Genomic DNA, 13995 nt, shown 5'->3' on the forward strand with positions numbered 1-13995 from the left:
AATAAAAAAATAATTTTGGAGATACAATGTTAAAAGAATTCAAAGAATTTATCCTACGTGGCAACGTCCTTGACCTGGCTGTCGGTGTTATCATCGGTGGTGCCTTCACGCTGGTCGTGACTTCACTCGTCAAAAACTTGATTAACCCACTCGTCGGTCTCTTCTTACAGTCAGGCGCTTTGACTGGCCTGGTCCTACACATTGGCAAAGCAAAATTCATGTACGGAACCTTTATCAATGATGTGCTGAACTTTGTGATTACCGCTTTCGTGATTTTCATCCTCATCAAGTCCATCAACAAGCTCTTCCCTAAGAAAAACGGCGAAGATGCGGTGGTTGTCAATGAAGAATTGGAGACGCTTAAGGAAATCCGGGATTTGTTGTTAGAACAGAAAAAAGAAGGTTAGATTTGGCCTTCTTTTTTGTTTGTGCCGGTGTATTTGGTTTGTGTCTGGGAGTCGCTTCACTCCGCTCAAGGTGGAACTAATCGGCGGAACATGGTCTTTGTTCTAATTTGCCGATGATTTCCACACGCTGCGTTTCGCTTGGTTGCTACTGCTAATCTTTAGGCATCTTTATTTGTAAGCTAATTCTCTTAATGATTCACTGGGACAAGTAAGATGATTTAGCTATAAGAAACGCGACTAAGTGTAGCTGTGGGAAAACCGCAAGAAACTGTGTCATTAAGGCAAATTGGGAGACCTTGGGCTCCCAATTTAGCGATGAGACCGCGAAGCGGGCTGCTCGCGGCCACACAGTTCTCTTGCGGTTTTCCCACAGCGGAACGACTCCAAAGAAAAAAGCCCCAAACCAAGGGCTTTTCTTTATGCCTCAGGCAATTCATCAATCTGATGCATGTCCAATTCAACCGGTGTTTCACGACCAAACATATCGACCATGAGTTTGACCTTGTCGCCGACGACTTCTGTGATTGGGGCTTCAAATCCTGAGAAGGCTCCGTCGATGATGCGGACCCGTTTACCAGGCCAGACTTCAAACTTGATTTCACGGATGGCTTGACCCATGCCAACCAAGATGTCTTGGATTTCTTCTTCAAAGAGTGGTGTTGGTTTTGAACGGTTCCCGTGGGAGCCGACGAATCCAGTGACGTTTGGTGTATTACGAACGACAAACCAAGCTTCGTCGGTCATGTTCATTTCAACCAACACATACCCTGGGAAGAGGTTTTCTTCGACATCCTTCATCTTGCCGTTGACTTCTTGGCGGATGGTTTCGGTTGGGATTTCTACCCGAAGGATGTTTTCAGACATGTTGTAGAGCTCAGCCCGCTCCAGCAGGTCTTCTTTGACCTTCTTTTCATAGCCTGAGTAAGTCTGTACGACAAACCAGCCCTGGTCTAAGTTTACTGTTTGATTTTCGTCCATGATGGTCTCCTATTTTTAGTATAAGAAAAAGCCTGCTGGCCTTTTTTCTTATTATATCACGTTTATTTTGTAAATGGAAGTAGCCAGTGCACGATGGCCAAAAGCCCGTGCTGACTGATCCAGTCAAAGATAGCGATAAAGAAGAGCATGAAAATCGCATATTCCAGGACCTGGAAAAAGTCACGGATGGATTCTTTTCCTGTTGGCCAGGTGGTCAACTTCAATTCTTGTCCAATAGATTTAATAAATTTCATCTTTATCTCGTTTCCTTATGTAGTGTGTGCTTGCCACATGTCTTACAAAATTTCTTGACTTCTACTCGCTTTTCTTTGGCGTTTCCAGAGAGGTTCAGCGTATAATTTCTTGAACCACAAACGCTACATGCGAGTCCTGCTTTTTTTAACATAGTCTTATTCTATCAAAAATGAGGCCTGATTACAAATCTTGCTATCCAGCCAGGTCATTGACGACCAGCTTGGTGTACGCGACGGCTCCCGGTCCTTGCGGATGGATGTCGTCAGAGTAGAACCAGCCAGTCTGGCCGTTAGAGGTCCCGTGCCAGTCGACCAGATGCAGGTTCTTGTAGGTCTTCAGGTTGGCCTGGATCAGGCTGTTATTACCAGATTCCCAAGGCCGAGTTGGCACATGGAGATTAATCCAATAGACCGGCTTGTCGCCTGCCAGTTTCATGATGCCATCAATATCCGCTTGTTCAAGCGGGCCGTTGGTCCCTAGGCCAATGAGGATGGCATCAGGCTTAGGCGTTTTCGCCAAGAGACTCGTGAGCACGGATGGCCCGTCAAGCGCCTGACGGCCTACTGCCGCATCGATTTGCATATTTGGAAATGCCTCTTGCAAGTCGGCAGAACCCGCCACCATAACAGAGTCTCCGACAGCAAGGACCTTCATCTTGCTGGCCTTTTCAGCGACCAATGAATCAACGCCATATTTAGAGGCGATGGTCTTGGTCGAAGCCGAGACATTGGCCCGGGCCTGCTTGAGCTGTTGCTCTTGGAGGACCTTTTGTTGGGCCAAAATCTTGTCCTGGAGGAGTTGCTGGTCGTGAGGCGACTTAGGCGAAGCCAAAATCATCACGGTAGAAAAGAGGGCCAAAGCCACAATCACATAGGTCACAATGGCCTGACGGCTCTTCCAATGGGCTGTAAAAAAAGCCTTAAGTCGCTGGATTGGCCGGCTGAAATCAAAGGCGATGACCGGCTTTTCGACAAAGCGGTAAGAAAGCTCTGCCAGGCCCCATATGAGGAGGAGCTGCCAGAGCACATGATACCAGGCCGTCACATGGACAATCTTGCTGGCTGCCAATGCAAAGACCGGCAACTGCCAGAGGTAAATCCCATAAGAACGACTGCCGATATAGTCAAAGACCTTATTAGAAAAGATTTTCCCAGCAGCAAGGGACGGATGGGCGACCAAGGCAATCAAGAGCATGGAGAGCAGGCTGATCAACCACATGCCACCATAGTAGGTAAAGGCAGACTGGTCAGGCATAAAGAAGTAAGCCAGGGCAAGAAGGGCCAGGAGGCCAATGGTCACTTGCAGACTCAGCTTGTAGCCCCGCTTGTTGACCTTACCACCGAGCTTGTTCATCGGATAAATAAAGGCAAAACTGGCTCCTATCAGAAGGCTAAAGGCCCGGGTGTCCGTTCCGTAATAGACCCGGCTTGGGTCCATGCCCGGATGAAACATGGCCATCATCAAGACCACTGAAATCAGGGTCAAGACGCTTGTCATTACAAAAGAATGGAAGCGACTTTTGACAAACTTCAACAGCAGAAAGACAATCAGAGGCCAGACAATGAAGAATTGCCCCTCAATCGAGAGATAGTAGATATGCTTAAAAGGATTTTCGCCTCCGCTATTGGCAAAGTAGGACGAGCCTTGAGAAATCTGCCACCAGTTTTGGACCGTAAAGACGCTCGAGAGGAAGTTGGCCCGCAGGCCCTGGAGGAAGTTTTGCTGGAAAATCAGCAGGTAGGGCGTTACGACCAGAAAGACCGTAATCATCTGGGGATAGAGGCGTTTGATCCGCTTTCTATAAAAGCCCAGCACATCAATCTTACCACTTCGCTCAAATTCTCCGACCAGCGAATTGGTCACCAAATAGCCTGAGAGTACAAAAAAGAGGACAACACCAAGAAAGCCTCCCCTAAAGCCATGCGGGAAGAGGTGGTATAAAATGACGGACAGGACACCCAGTGTCCGGAGCCCATTAAAGCCATTAATATAACGCTTCATTGATGTGTTCTCTCTTTTTTCCTATAAAATCTTTTAGTGGTGGTTGAGGACCTTGCCTGTTCGGCTCAGCCTTGTCACATTAGTCATCTGTTACTTCTAATTTTACCATATATTTAATTTTTTTCGAGCCCTTTCGACAAATTAATTAAAAATATTTGAGGCCTTGTCCCAGAGGTCTTTAGCGGCGTTGCCGACGTCGTTTAGACCCTTTTTGATTTTCTCGCCGAGCTTGGAATCATTGCTAGAGCTGTCAGAACTATTGCTCCCTGAGCTTTGTACAGGGGCGTTGCCTGTTGTGTTGTTTTTATATTGCTCGGTCGCGACGATGTTATCCTGATTTTGCCGGGTCTGTGTCCAGTCGGCAGCAAGCGGACTGATGCCGTGGGCGGCGTAGGCATTTTCAGAGTTGAATTTCGTCCCTGGCGTATAAGGCAGAATATAGCTGGCCTCATCCCGGAAGATGACGGAAGTCTGACCTGAGGATGTGCCTTCGAGCTGATACTGAGCATTGCTTTCCTGAGGGAATCCGACCCAGAGGGCGATAGCGATGTCAGGTGTGTAGCCGATGACCCATTGGTCGGTGGTGTTGTTGGTCCCGGTCTTGCCGGCCATGGCATAGCTTGACGGTGCGGCGTTCCAGGCAGAGCCGTTGGTAAAGGTCCCCTGCATCATACTGGTCATTTTGTCGGCGTCAGACTCACTCATGACCCGGGTCTGGCTAACCTTGGCCTTATGGATGGTCTGGCCTGCCGCATTTTCGACCTTGTTGATGATATGAGCCGTGTTCATGACCCCACCATTGGCAAAAGTCGCATAGGCCTGGGCCATCTGCCAGGGATTAGTCTCGACCCCTGATCCCAGGACTGTCGGCAGGATGTTGTTCTTGTCAGTCAAATTCAGGCCAAAGGTCTTGCCGAGTTCATTCCCTTTTTCAGGGCCGATGCTCTGGTAGGTATTCAGGGCTGGGATATTGTAGGAATTAGCCAGGGCCTGGTACATCGGCAGGGTCCCGCTGGCGTAGTTTGTCCCATCGTATTGGCCGGTATGACCGGTCATGCCATCGTCATCTTTAGGCTCATAAGGATTGCTTGAGCTGCCAAAATTTTTGCCGACGTCTGAGAGGACTTTGTCTGTCGACCAGCCTGACTGGACAGCCGGCAGATAGGCAATCAATGGCTTGATGGTCGAGCCGGTTGACCGCTTGGACTGGGTCGCATAGTTAAAGTTCAAAAAGGCATTGTAGTCACCCGTGTCCACATTTCCGACCAAGGCCGACACACCGCCAGTCTTGGGGTCAATGGCGACAGAGCCTGACTGGGCATAGGTCCCGTCAGCCGCCTGAGGAAAGAGGGAAACATTGCTATAGGTCGCCTGCATGCCGGTCTGCATGTTGCTGTCTAGGCTGGTGTAGATTTTATAGCCATTGTTCATGATTTCCTGGAGGGTCATGCCAAATTTATTTTCAGCCTCAGTAATAACGGCATTAAAATAGCTTGGATACTTGTAAGACTTGGTCTGAGGGACATAGTTGTCCTTGAGCTCAGAGAGCAGGTCGACCTTGGCATAGCCATCCGCCTCATCTTGCTTGAGGAAGCCGGCATTGACCATGTTTTGAAGCACCGTATTCCGGCGAGGGACGGCGTACTGAGCGTTCTTATAAAGAGGATTGTAGATTTCAGGCCCCTTGAGCATGCCAGCAAGCGTCGCCGCCTCGTCGACCGTCAGGTCGCTGGCAGGTATGCCAAAGTACTTTTCAGAAGCGTCTTGAATCCCCCAGACCCCATTTCCAAAATAGGAATTATTGAGGTACATGGTCAGAATCTGTTGCTTGCTGTAGTGCTTGTTGATTTCAAGGGCCAGGAAGAACTCCCGAGCCTTCCGGTCAATGGTCTGGGCCTGGGTCAGATAGGCATTTTTAGCCAACTGCTGGGTAATGGTAGAACCACCCCCAAAACGGCCCAGCGTCACGGTTGCCAGGATAAAACGGCCAAGGTTGACCCCGTGGTTCTTGTAGAAGGTCCGGTCTTCGGTCGCCACGACAGCATTTTTAACATTGTCAGAAATCTGATTAAATTCGACCGATGAGCCCTTTGAGCCATAGAGCTCGCCGGCAACATTACCGTTTTTATCGATGATTTCTGTCTGGGCAGAAATCGAGCTCTGCAGGACAGAAACATTGGCCGACTTGGCCAGATAAAAGAGATAAGAGCCGGTCGCTACAACTAAGACAATCAGGGCAATCAGGCTGACCTTGGTCAGGCTGTATTTTTTCCAAAAACGACGAAAAGGACGCCAGACCTTACTAGCGTAGTATTTGACTGGGTTGCTTTCCTTATTGATGATGGTTTCTTTTTTGGCTGTCTTCGACTGGTCGCCTGTCGCCTTCTTCCGGCGACGGGTCAGTCTTTCTTGTTCTTCAGTCACACAAGATTCCTCAATTTCATTTGATAAGCTATTTTAGCAAAAAAAGGCTAATTTGGGCTAAAACTTTAGTATGATTGGCAGATTTTCTAAGAGGACAATGCGACCAAAGGAAGCATTGAAGGCCAGAAAATTCCAAGAATATCTGCGGATAGGGAAAGCGAAGCTTTTCTCTTTCGCTTTACTGATTCGTTTCGTTCCAGAAATCTGGCAAAGCTTAGTGAGGCCGACAGCGAAGCCTTACGGCTTCCATGTCTAAATCATATGCTCCTTTGAGTCTTCTGATTTTCCTTATGCCACTAATCTTTGCCAGATTTCTTCCACTCCACTTAGATTCCTCATTTTTGCCCATTAACAAAAGAGAAACATAGAATTCCTCTCTGCATACCCCTATTTTATCATTTTTCCGACAACTCATAGTAGAAAAATGAAAATGAAAAAATAAAGATGTGCTAAAATAAAGACATGAAAATTGAGATTCAAATCCAGGATAATATCAGCGAGCAGAGTATTGAAGAGCTCTTGATGACGAGCTGGCAACTGCCTAAGAAAATGCGACATTTGCTAAGGATGCAAAAAGGTCTGGCCGTCAACGGAGAAAGCCTCGCCTGGTCAAGCAAAGTCAAGGCTGGAGACTGCATCCAGATTAGCCTCAGGCCAGAAGACTTTCCTGAACCAGAGCTGCTCCCAGGTAATCCCGAGCTAGCTGACATTCTCTATGAGGACGAGCATCTCATAGTCGCCAACAAGCCTGAAGCTATGAAGACCCATCCAAATAGCCCTGGCGAATTTGCCCTGCAAAATCATCTGGCCAGTAAAATCGGACATCCTGTCTATGTTGTCCACCGGCTCGACACGGAGACCTCGGGAGCCATCCTCTTTGCCAAGCATCCGCTGATTCTGCCCATGCTCAACCGCCTCTTGGAAGAAGGAAAAATCCACCGCAACTACCTGACCCTAATTGAAGGCCAGCTCCCAATGCCTGAGATGACTGTCAACAAGGCCATTGGCCGTGACCGACACGACCGGCACAAACGCCTGGTTACTAAGTCCGGCCAGACTGCCATCAGCCATTTTAAGACCCTTGAAATTTTTAATAAAAAAAGCCTGGTCAGCTGTCTGCTGGACACAGGCCGCACCCATCAAATCCGGGTACATCTGACTTCTATGGGTCATCCGATCATCGGTGATCCGCTCTATAGCAAGGCCAAAGACCGGCTCATGCTTCACGCCCGGCAAATCAGCTTTCCCCATCCTTTTACTGGACAAGTCTTGAACATCTCAGCCTCTAGCAAAACGTTTGATGAGGGTTACCAAAAGGAAAAGCAGGATAAAAATCAGCGTGATAGCTGAGCTCGCCGGGGCATTGTAGTAATAAGAGGCGACAAGGCCAGCATTCATCCCAATAAAGCCGATGACCACTGAAAAAATCAGGACCTGCTTAAAGGACTTGCCAAAAATCATGGCAATCGAGGCTGGAAGGACCATGATGGCTGAAACCAGCAGGGCCCCACAGATTGGAATCATCAGGGCGATAGCAAGGCCAGTCACAACATTAAAGGCCAGCGACATCAGGCGGACCGGCAAGCCATCGACCAGGGCCGTGTCCTCGTCAAAGGTCATGACATAAAGTGGTCGCATGAAGGCGATAAAGGCCACTAAAACGATGACAGCAATCACAAAGAGCATGATGACCTGGCCAGAGCTAATCGTCAAAATCGACCCAAAGAGGTACTGGTCCAGGCTGACAGAGCTCTTAGAGCCTGCCATATTGATAATAAACAAAGCCAAAGCAAGGCCAGCCGACATCAGGATGGCCGTCGCCAACTCCATGTAGTTCTTGTAGACCATCCGGAGCCACTCCATAAAGATGGCGGCCAGGATGACAATAATCAGAGTCGTCCAGCTCGGATTGATGCTAAAGAGCACGCCAAAGGCCACACCAGCCAGGGAAACGTGAGAAAGCGTGTCCGATAAAAGCGACTGACGACGGAGGACCAGAAAAACTCCGAGCAGGGGGGCAAAGAGGGCAATGGCCGAGATGGCCAAAATTGCATGCCGCATAAAGGGATAAGTGAGGATTTCAAGCATCTTGAAGACCTCCTTTTTCTTTATGGTCCAGGTGGACCTCAAAGCAGCAAAATTGACCAGCTTTATCCCGGGCCAAATGGATATTGCGGTCCACATAGGCCTTGACCGACTCAGGGTCATGGGTAATCATCAGGACCGCCTTGCCATGGGCGTGGGCCGCATGGGCCATAAGCTCATAAAAGGCCGCTGTCGTCGCATCATCCATGCCGACCGTTGGCTCGTCTAAGATAAAGAGGTCCGGGTCACTGGCAAAGGTCCGAGCAATGATAACCCGCTGCTTCTGACCACCCGAAAGCTCGCCGATTTTCTTATCCCGATAGTCCCACATGTCCACTGCCTCCAGGGCCTTCTGGACATGTTCCTGGTCATGGGCCTTGAGCCGGCGAAACCAACCCTGCCTTGGATAACGACCACTGCGGACAAACTCAAGGACCGTTGACGGAAAGCCGGCATTAAAGCTAGAAATCTGCTGGGGCACATAGGCCATCCGGAGTTTTCGGCCCTGGGCGTCTTTTTTAGCCAGCTGGACCGTTCCTGTCTTAGGCTTTAGTATCCCCAGGGTCAGCTTAATCAGGGTGGACTTGGCCGCCCCATTTTCTCCTGTCAGTGTCACAAATTCGCCTGAATTGACCTTGTAGGAGACATGGTCGAGGACCGGGTCAGCGTCGTAGGCAAAGCTGACATTATTGACATTGATATATTCCATATTATTCGTTGAGTGTGCTTTCTAAAGTCTTCAGATTATCTTCCATAATTTTAATGTAGGTCTCACTGTCCATGCTGTCTTTGTCTGTGATAGACTCAAGGGTATTGAGCTCGACCAGCTTTGCCCCACTGCCTTCTGCCAGGGACTTGGCAATCTTGTCGTTGACGTTCATTTCAGTGTAAACGTATTTGACCTTATTTTTTTGAAGCTCTTCTTTGAGCTTGACCAAGGTCGCACTCGATGGCTCAGCTTCTGGGTCTACGCCAGCTACTGCGACATTTTTCAGGCCATAATCACGGGCCATGTAAGAAAAGGCGTCATGCTGGGTCACAATGACCTTCTGCTTGGTATCTTTGAGGCCCTTTTGATAGTCAGCATCTAGCTTTTCTAACTTTTTAATATAGGCTGTCTTGTTCTTTTCAAAGCTGTCTTTCTTGTCTGGAAAAGCCTTCTCCAAGCCTTCAGCAATGGTCTCTACCTCTGTGATTGCTTCTTTCGGAGCCAACCAGGTATGAGGGTCGCTCTCGATGGTCTTGATGGCTTCAGCCGCCTCGATCTTCAGGCCCTTGGTCTGGACGCCTGAGGCCCATTTTTCAAGGTCTTTGTCATTGTAGACCAGGGCTTTGGCATCAGTCATCTGGGCCGTTGCCTTGGCAGAGGGTTCAAACTCATGGATGTCCTGGTTGGACGGGAGGATGTTGACCACATTGAGCTCATCGCCCGCTACCGCCTTGGTAAAGGCATACATCGGGTAAAATGAAGTCGCAACAAGTGGCTTGTCATTGGACTTGCCGGCTTGACTAGAGTCACCCGACTTGGCACAGGCCGCCAGGCTGACCAGGGCAAGAGGGAGGGCAACAAGGGCGAGCAGAGCTTTCTTCATCATTCAAATTCTCCTTTGATTTCTTCCATAAAGCGACGGATGGTCGCCTGTTCTTTTTCATTAAAGCTTACGGCAATCTTGTGATAGACCGCCAGCGTCTTTTCGTGATGCTGATGATGCTCTTTTGCAATCGGCAAACCTGCCTGGGTCAGCTGGCAGAGGACCCGGCGTTCGTCTTTAGGGTCCTTTTTAGAGGCAATCAAGCCTTCTGCCTGAAGCTTTTTCAAGGCCTTGCTGACCGCAGCTGCTGAAATGCTGAGGACTTCAGCCAGTTCACTATTGGTCAGGCTCTTTTCAGCCAACAACATCAGTATATGCTCCTGGGTACTGGTCAGCTTAAGCTCACTCTCGCAGTGACCTAAGAGAATCTCATGCTTGTTTTCAGAGAGCTGTCGTAACCTGCTCAAGAATGCATCAATTTCAACTTCTAATTTTTCCATGTTGACCGTCCTTTTACTTTACCAGTTAATTATATCTTTTCAAAAGAAAATAGTCAACCAGTTAAGCTCTTTTTTTCAAAGTAAAAGAGCCGCTAGGGAGTAACGGCTCTTTAAGGAGTTTTATGAAAAGATTTTTAGGAAGGACTTTATTATACACCCACTCGCTTAAACCGAGCTTAACCGTGATTATTTTTTGACATTTTAATAATCCTTCCTGAAGAAAATTCGATAAGATAGTGTCGGGAAGGCCCATCTGTCAGCCATTTTAAGCTTCCCTTGTCAAAGCGGATTTCTCCTTCTTTTTCTGACTTTTTTGATGCGATGTTGACGAGGAGCTCGGCAGTCAGATTTTCCTTATGAAGGACAAGATTTTGCTTCGTCCTCAGATTGGACTCCAGATAGGCCTGCAAGAGTAAACTAAAAAGCAGGCTGATAAAGAGGACATAGAGCAGGATTCCTGCCCTTATTCTGGGGCGTGATAGAGAAATGTCTTGCTCCCTCCTTTTTCAAAATGAATCCGGATGCTAAGTTGCTGTTGGGATTTTTGAACGTCGACCGAGCGGACATGCTGAAGGAGTGGCTCATAGCCCCTGTGATTTTGATTGGACTTTCTAAAGTCATTTCCGCTAAAACCCTTGCCAAAGCGGAGTTTCTGACCCTGTTTGTCTAGGATAAAGGCGTCTGCCTTAACCTCGGCAATCCTCCCAGTGGCCAGTTCCTCTCTCATCTGGGCGACGAAGAGTTGCCAGTCCTGCTCTGTGTTTGTCTGGGCCCTGCTTATCTCTTGACTGAAAAGCTTGGTCAGGCCTGTAATGACTAAGATGGCACCGGATAAGACCATCAGGGTGACCAGCGTTTCTAGCAGGCTAAAGGCCTTTATCTTTTTCTTCCACATTGAGGATTAGCCTCCCTTGACCTTTGATTTGAAGGCCCTGGTCAGTTCTGGCGAGTTCGACCTGCAGACCCTTTTCCTTGATGCTCTCTTGCTCACTTTCCAGGAGATATTGAGCCAGGTTCAGAGCTTCTATGTCCTGGTTGAGCTCAGCCTCCTGCCCCCTGCTCTGGGTTAGACCGCTCAGCAGGAGGCTTGTCAGTGTCAGGAGAAGTCCCATAGCGATTAAGCCTTCTAGGAGCAGGTAGGCCTTAATCTTTTTTCCGTTTGATGTTGCCATTGCCGATGCCCAACTGATAGGTGATTTTTCTCTTTTCATGGCCCCATTCCATCTCGATTTTTTTCAAGGATGAGTTGCCACCCCGTTCGTTAAAAACTAATCTAAAGGGCTTGATAGAGAGCTCTTCCGGCAATCTTATCCGCCCTGTCGAAGAAGTCAGCCAGCCTGATTCTACGGAGAGTTCCTGCCTTTGTCTGAGCAAGCCCGCCCTCTGCTGGGTGGACTTATAGAGCCCTTCAAACCTGATAAGGAAGACCTGGACCCTGGCCTGCTCTAGCCCCTGCTTAATGCCTAGGGCAAAAATTTCTAAGCTGATAAGGACAAGCCCTAAAACAATCAGACTTTCTAAAAGGCTGAAGGCCTTAATTCGGAATCGAGCGGGATTCGTTCTTGTTTTTAGCATAGTAATCATTGTAATTGTCGGCCTGCTGCTGGCTGATAAGGCCGTTTGATAAGAGTTCTGATAATTTCACTTCTCCAGTATGGTCAATCCGGTAGAGCTCTGCCTGACTTTCTACGACTTTGACAATGGCCCGGCTTCCCGTCTCTTTGACCTTGTCTTTTTCCTTGACCAAATTCGGTACGAAGAGCAGGATGAGGACGGCGATGATTGCCAAGACAATCAACATTTCTATAAGCGTAAAAGATTTTATTCCCTTTTTCATTTCTCCTCCTAAAATTGATTGAAACTATTATATATCGGCAGTAGCATGGCCGCATAAATTAGTAGAATCATCAGGGCCACAAAACTGAAAATCAGAGGCTGGATGAAGAGCATGGCCCGGTTGAGCCTGTCAAAGAAGGCTTCCCAGCTCTCATCGGCATAGAGGCTGAGCTCTATGCCTAGTTTGTCTTTGAACTCGCCATATTCGATCATGAGGGCCAGCTCTGGCTTGAGATAGGGCTTGCTGGCGACAGAGGCCGAAAAGCTCTGGCCGGCCTGCATTTCTGCCTGGAGAGAATGGCCAACCTCCTGAAAAATTGGGCTCTTTTGATCCTGCATGACCTGGCTGATGGCCTCAAGTGTCAGACCTTGACTGATGAGATTCCCCCACTCTCTTGCGAAGAAGGCGGTCAGATAGGTCTGGATATAGGCCTTGAGAAAGGGGAGCTTCATCAGCTTTTCATAACGCTGGCTGACGGTCAATCGCTTGAAATAAAGTCGGACAGATACGACAAGCAGGGCGACAATAGCCAGAAAGCCGAAGCTAATTTCCAGCAAATGATTAATGATAAAGACAGCGAGCGTCGTCTCCATTTCCAGATTTGGAAGAAGATAGCTCTTCATGACGAAGATGATGACAAATAGGAAGAATAAAAGTATCAAGGGATAGGTCAGCAGTCCCAAGAGCTTCTGCTGGACTTTCAGCTTCTTTCTCAGCTGGGTTTCAATCAGAACAAGGGTTGAAGCCAGGTCGCCATGCTCTTCTGCCAGACTCAGCTGAGTTAGGACTAGCTTTGAGAAATCCAGTTCTTCTAAGATGTCGGAAAGCCTTTGACCAGACAGGAGTCCAGCCTGCATTTGCTCGACTAGTCGGTTTTCCGTCAGCCTTGACCGTCTCAAAAAATCGACGACTTCGGCCAGATGAAAGCCGGCCGAAAAAAGATTAGCCATCAGCTGAATCAGCTTCAGTTGCTCTTTCAGGCTTAATTTGCTCCGCCTCCAGCTGATGAGCTGTGAGATGTCCTGTTGCATGAAGCTCTGAAAGCTTTTGATTCCAAGCTTCTGGACTTTTAGTCTCAAAATTTTCCTTGGCAAGATCGACCAATCCTTTCCCAGCAATCAACCGCTGATAGAGCACACTTTTCAGGCTTGCCTTGATTTCCCAGTCTCTGAGGCCAAAATCCCTAAGACGACTGATCACGCCCGGAATAGAACCGGCATGAATGCTCGAGAAGACCGTCATACCAGTCAGACTAGCCCTGAAGACCATCCTGGCGGTTAGCGGGTCACGAATTTCCCCGACGATAAGAAGCTCCGGCCGATGTCTCAGAGCCAGCTTGATCAGGCTCTCATAGTCGCTGCCAATCACTGAATTGAGCTGGAGCTGGAGGAAGGCCTCCTCTCTGATTTCGACCGGGTCTTCAATGGTCATAATCTGCCGGCCGGCAAAGTCCTTTCTGGCCAGCTGGTACATGAGCGAGGTCTTGCCCGAGCCAACGGGACCAGCAAAAAGATAGAGGCCAGGAGCTTTTGGGAGCTCAGCAAAGAAGCTGTCGTCCCAATAATGAAGGCTCTGCTGGCCTGCTTCAGGCAGGAGGCGGATGACCATGCTCTCATGCCCTCTAAAGTCGCCAACAGTCGACAAGCGAAGGCGGACCTGGCTCTCGCTGAGCTCATAGCTCGTCGCTCCAAGCTGACTCCGCCTGTGCTCGCCCAGATTCATCCCGGCTAAAAACTTGAGATGGCTCATAAGGGCCAGGGCCTCTCCTGCTGGTAAGTGACTGCTTTCCTCTCTGGTAAAGGCCGTCCTGAAATAGATCTGATAGTGATCTCCCAAAGGCAGGAGATAAATGTCCTGAACCTGCTTGCTGACTGCTTCTTCTAGTAGATTTTTCGCGTAGATCTGTGCTTCAAATGCTTCCATGCTTTCTATCCGTTTTTATTGGGAGATGTCAATTTTTTGGCAAAGAAAAAATC

18 protein-coding genes are annotated in these 13995 nt (G+C 48.6%); 2 read left to right on the forward strand and 16 right to left on the reverse strand.

Features of this window, described 5'->3' with window-relative positions; genetic code table 11:
• Positions 1–26 precede the first annotated feature (26 nt).
• Positions 27–407 carry a large-conductance mechanosensitive channel protein MscL gene (gene mscL, locus NtB2_RS02945; RefSeq protein ID WP_109245459.1) on the forward strand — a complete coding sequence of 127 codons (381 nt, stop codon included), beginning with the start codon at positions 27–29 and terminating at the stop codon, positions 405–407.
• Between the two features lie 417 nt (positions 408–824).
• On the opposite strand, the gene nusG is transcribed toward mscL, so the two are convergent.
• From nusG to NtB2_RS02970, 5 genes are all read right to left on the reverse strand, one after another.
• Positions 825–1385, reverse strand: coding sequence for a transcription termination/antitermination protein NusG (gene nusG, locus NtB2_RS02950; RefSeq protein ID WP_109245460.1), 561 nt, complete (start codon positions 1383–1385; stop codon positions 825–827).
• A 62-nt stretch (positions 1386–1447) separates the two neighbouring features.
• Positions 1448–1639 carry a preprotein translocase subunit SecE gene (secE, locus tag NtB2_RS02955; RefSeq protein WP_109245461.1) on the reverse strand — a complete coding sequence of 64 codons (192 nt, stop codon included), beginning with the start codon at positions 1637–1639 and terminating at the stop codon, positions 1448–1450.
• A gap of 2 nt (positions 1640–1641) precedes the next feature.
• Positions 1642–1791: a 50S ribosomal protein L33 gene (rpmG, locus tag NtB2_RS02960; protein ID WP_109245462.1), complete on the reverse strand. Its 150-nt coding sequence runs from the start codon at positions 1789–1791 to the stop codon at positions 1642–1644.
• A 41-nt stretch (positions 1792–1832) separates the two neighbouring features.
• Positions 1833–3641, reverse strand: coding sequence for an acyltransferase family protein (locus tag NtB2_RS02965; protein WP_109245463.1), 1809 nt, complete (start codon positions 3639–3641; stop codon positions 1833–1835).
• Between the two features lie 141 nt (positions 3642–3782).
• Positions 3783–5984 (reverse strand): PBP1A family penicillin-binding protein, encoded by a 2202-nt coding sequence (locus tag NtB2_RS02970; RefSeq protein WP_225867043.1) that lies wholly within the window; start codon positions 5982–5984, stop codon positions 3783–3785.
• A gap of 543 nt (positions 5985–6527) precedes the next feature.
• On the opposite strand from NtB2_RS02970, the gene NtB2_RS02975 reads away from it, so the two are divergent.
• Positions 6528–7415, forward strand: a complete 888-nt coding sequence (locus NtB2_RS02975) for an RluA family pseudouridine synthase (RefSeq protein ID WP_109245465.1) — start codon at positions 6528–6530, stop codon at positions 7413–7415.
• Here NtB2_RS02975 and NtB2_RS02980 read toward each other — a convergent pair.
• The 11 genes from NtB2_RS02980 to comGA all read right to left on the reverse strand — a co-directional run bounded on the left by NtB2_RS02980 (position 7344) and on the right by comGA (position 13942).
• Positions 7344–8153, reverse strand: coding sequence for a metal ABC transporter permease (locus tag NtB2_RS02980; protein WP_109245466.1), 810 nt, complete (start codon positions 8151–8153; stop codon positions 7344–7346). The two genes, NtB2_RS02975 and NtB2_RS02980, sit on opposite strands and share 72 nt — an antisense overlap.
• The gene (locus NtB2_RS02985) at positions 8146–8859 is read right to left on the reverse strand and encodes a metal ABC transporter ATP-binding protein (RefSeq protein ID WP_109245467.1); all 714 of its coding nucleotides are present in this window, start codon (positions 8857–8859) and stop codon (positions 8146–8148) included. The genes NtB2_RS02980 and NtB2_RS02985 overlap by 8 nt, the downstream gene beginning before the upstream one ends.
• Position 8860: 1 nt before the next feature.
• Positions 8861–9745: a metal ABC transporter solute-binding protein, Zn/Mn family gene (locus NtB2_RS02990; protein WP_225867040.1), complete on the reverse strand. Its 885-nt coding sequence runs from the start codon at positions 9743–9745 to the stop codon at positions 8861–8863.
• Positions 9742–10182 (reverse strand): zinc-dependent MarR family transcriptional regulator, encoded by a 441-nt coding sequence (locus NtB2_RS02995; protein ID WP_109245468.1) that lies wholly within the window; start codon positions 10180–10182, stop codon positions 9742–9744. The genes NtB2_RS02990 and NtB2_RS02995 overlap by 4 nt, the downstream gene beginning before the upstream one ends.
• A 176-nt stretch (positions 10183–10358) precedes the next feature.
• Positions 10359–10592, reverse strand: coding sequence for a hypothetical protein (locus NtB2_RS08825; RefSeq protein ID WP_109245469.1), 234 nt, complete (start codon positions 10590–10592; stop codon positions 10359–10361).
• 53 nt (positions 10593–10645) lie between these two features.
• The gene (gene comGF / locus NtB2_RS03005; RefSeq protein WP_109245470.1) at positions 10646–11077 is read right to left on the reverse strand and encodes a competence type IV pilus minor pilin ComGF; all 432 of its coding nucleotides are present in this window, start codon (positions 11075–11077) and stop codon (positions 10646–10648) included.
• Positions 11049–11354, reverse strand: coding sequence for a competence type IV pilus minor pilin ComGE (gene comGE, locus NtB2_RS03010; protein WP_165814944.1), 306 nt, complete (start codon positions 11352–11354; stop codon positions 11049–11051). Before comGE ends, comGF begins: the two co-directional genes overlap by 29 nt.
• Positions 11326–11757: a competence type IV pilus minor pilin ComGD gene (gene comGD, locus NtB2_RS08520; protein ID WP_125194937.1), complete on the reverse strand. Its 432-nt coding sequence runs from the start codon at positions 11755–11757 to the stop codon at positions 11326–11328. The genes comGE and comGD overlap by 29 nt, the downstream gene beginning before the upstream one ends.
• On the reverse strand, positions 11717–12019 hold the full coding sequence (gene comGC, locus NtB2_RS03015) for a competence type IV pilus major pilin ComGC (protein ID WP_109245472.1): 303 nt from the start codon (positions 12017–12019) through the stop codon (positions 11717–11719). The genes comGD and comGC overlap by 41 nt, the downstream gene beginning before the upstream one ends.
• An 8-nt stretch (positions 12020–12027) precedes the next feature.
• On the reverse strand, positions 12028–12969 hold the full coding sequence (gene comGB, locus NtB2_RS03020; protein ID WP_263970105.1) for a competence type IV pilus assembly protein ComGB: 942 nt from the start codon (positions 12967–12969) through the stop codon (positions 12028–12030).
• Positions 12962–13942 (reverse strand): competence type IV pilus ATPase ComGA, encoded by a 981-nt coding sequence (gene comGA, locus NtB2_RS03025; protein ID WP_109245474.1) that lies wholly within the window; start codon positions 13940–13942, stop codon positions 12962–12964. The genes comGB and comGA overlap by 8 nt, the downstream gene beginning before the upstream one ends.
• Positions 13943–13995 lie beyond the last annotated feature (53 nt).

The sequence above is a fragment of the Lactococcus termiticola genome (assembly GCF_003116835.1).
In the GTDB taxonomy this organism is placed as follows: domain Bacteria; phylum Bacillota; class Bacilli; order Lactobacillales; family Streptococcaceae; genus Lactococcus; species Lactococcus termiticola.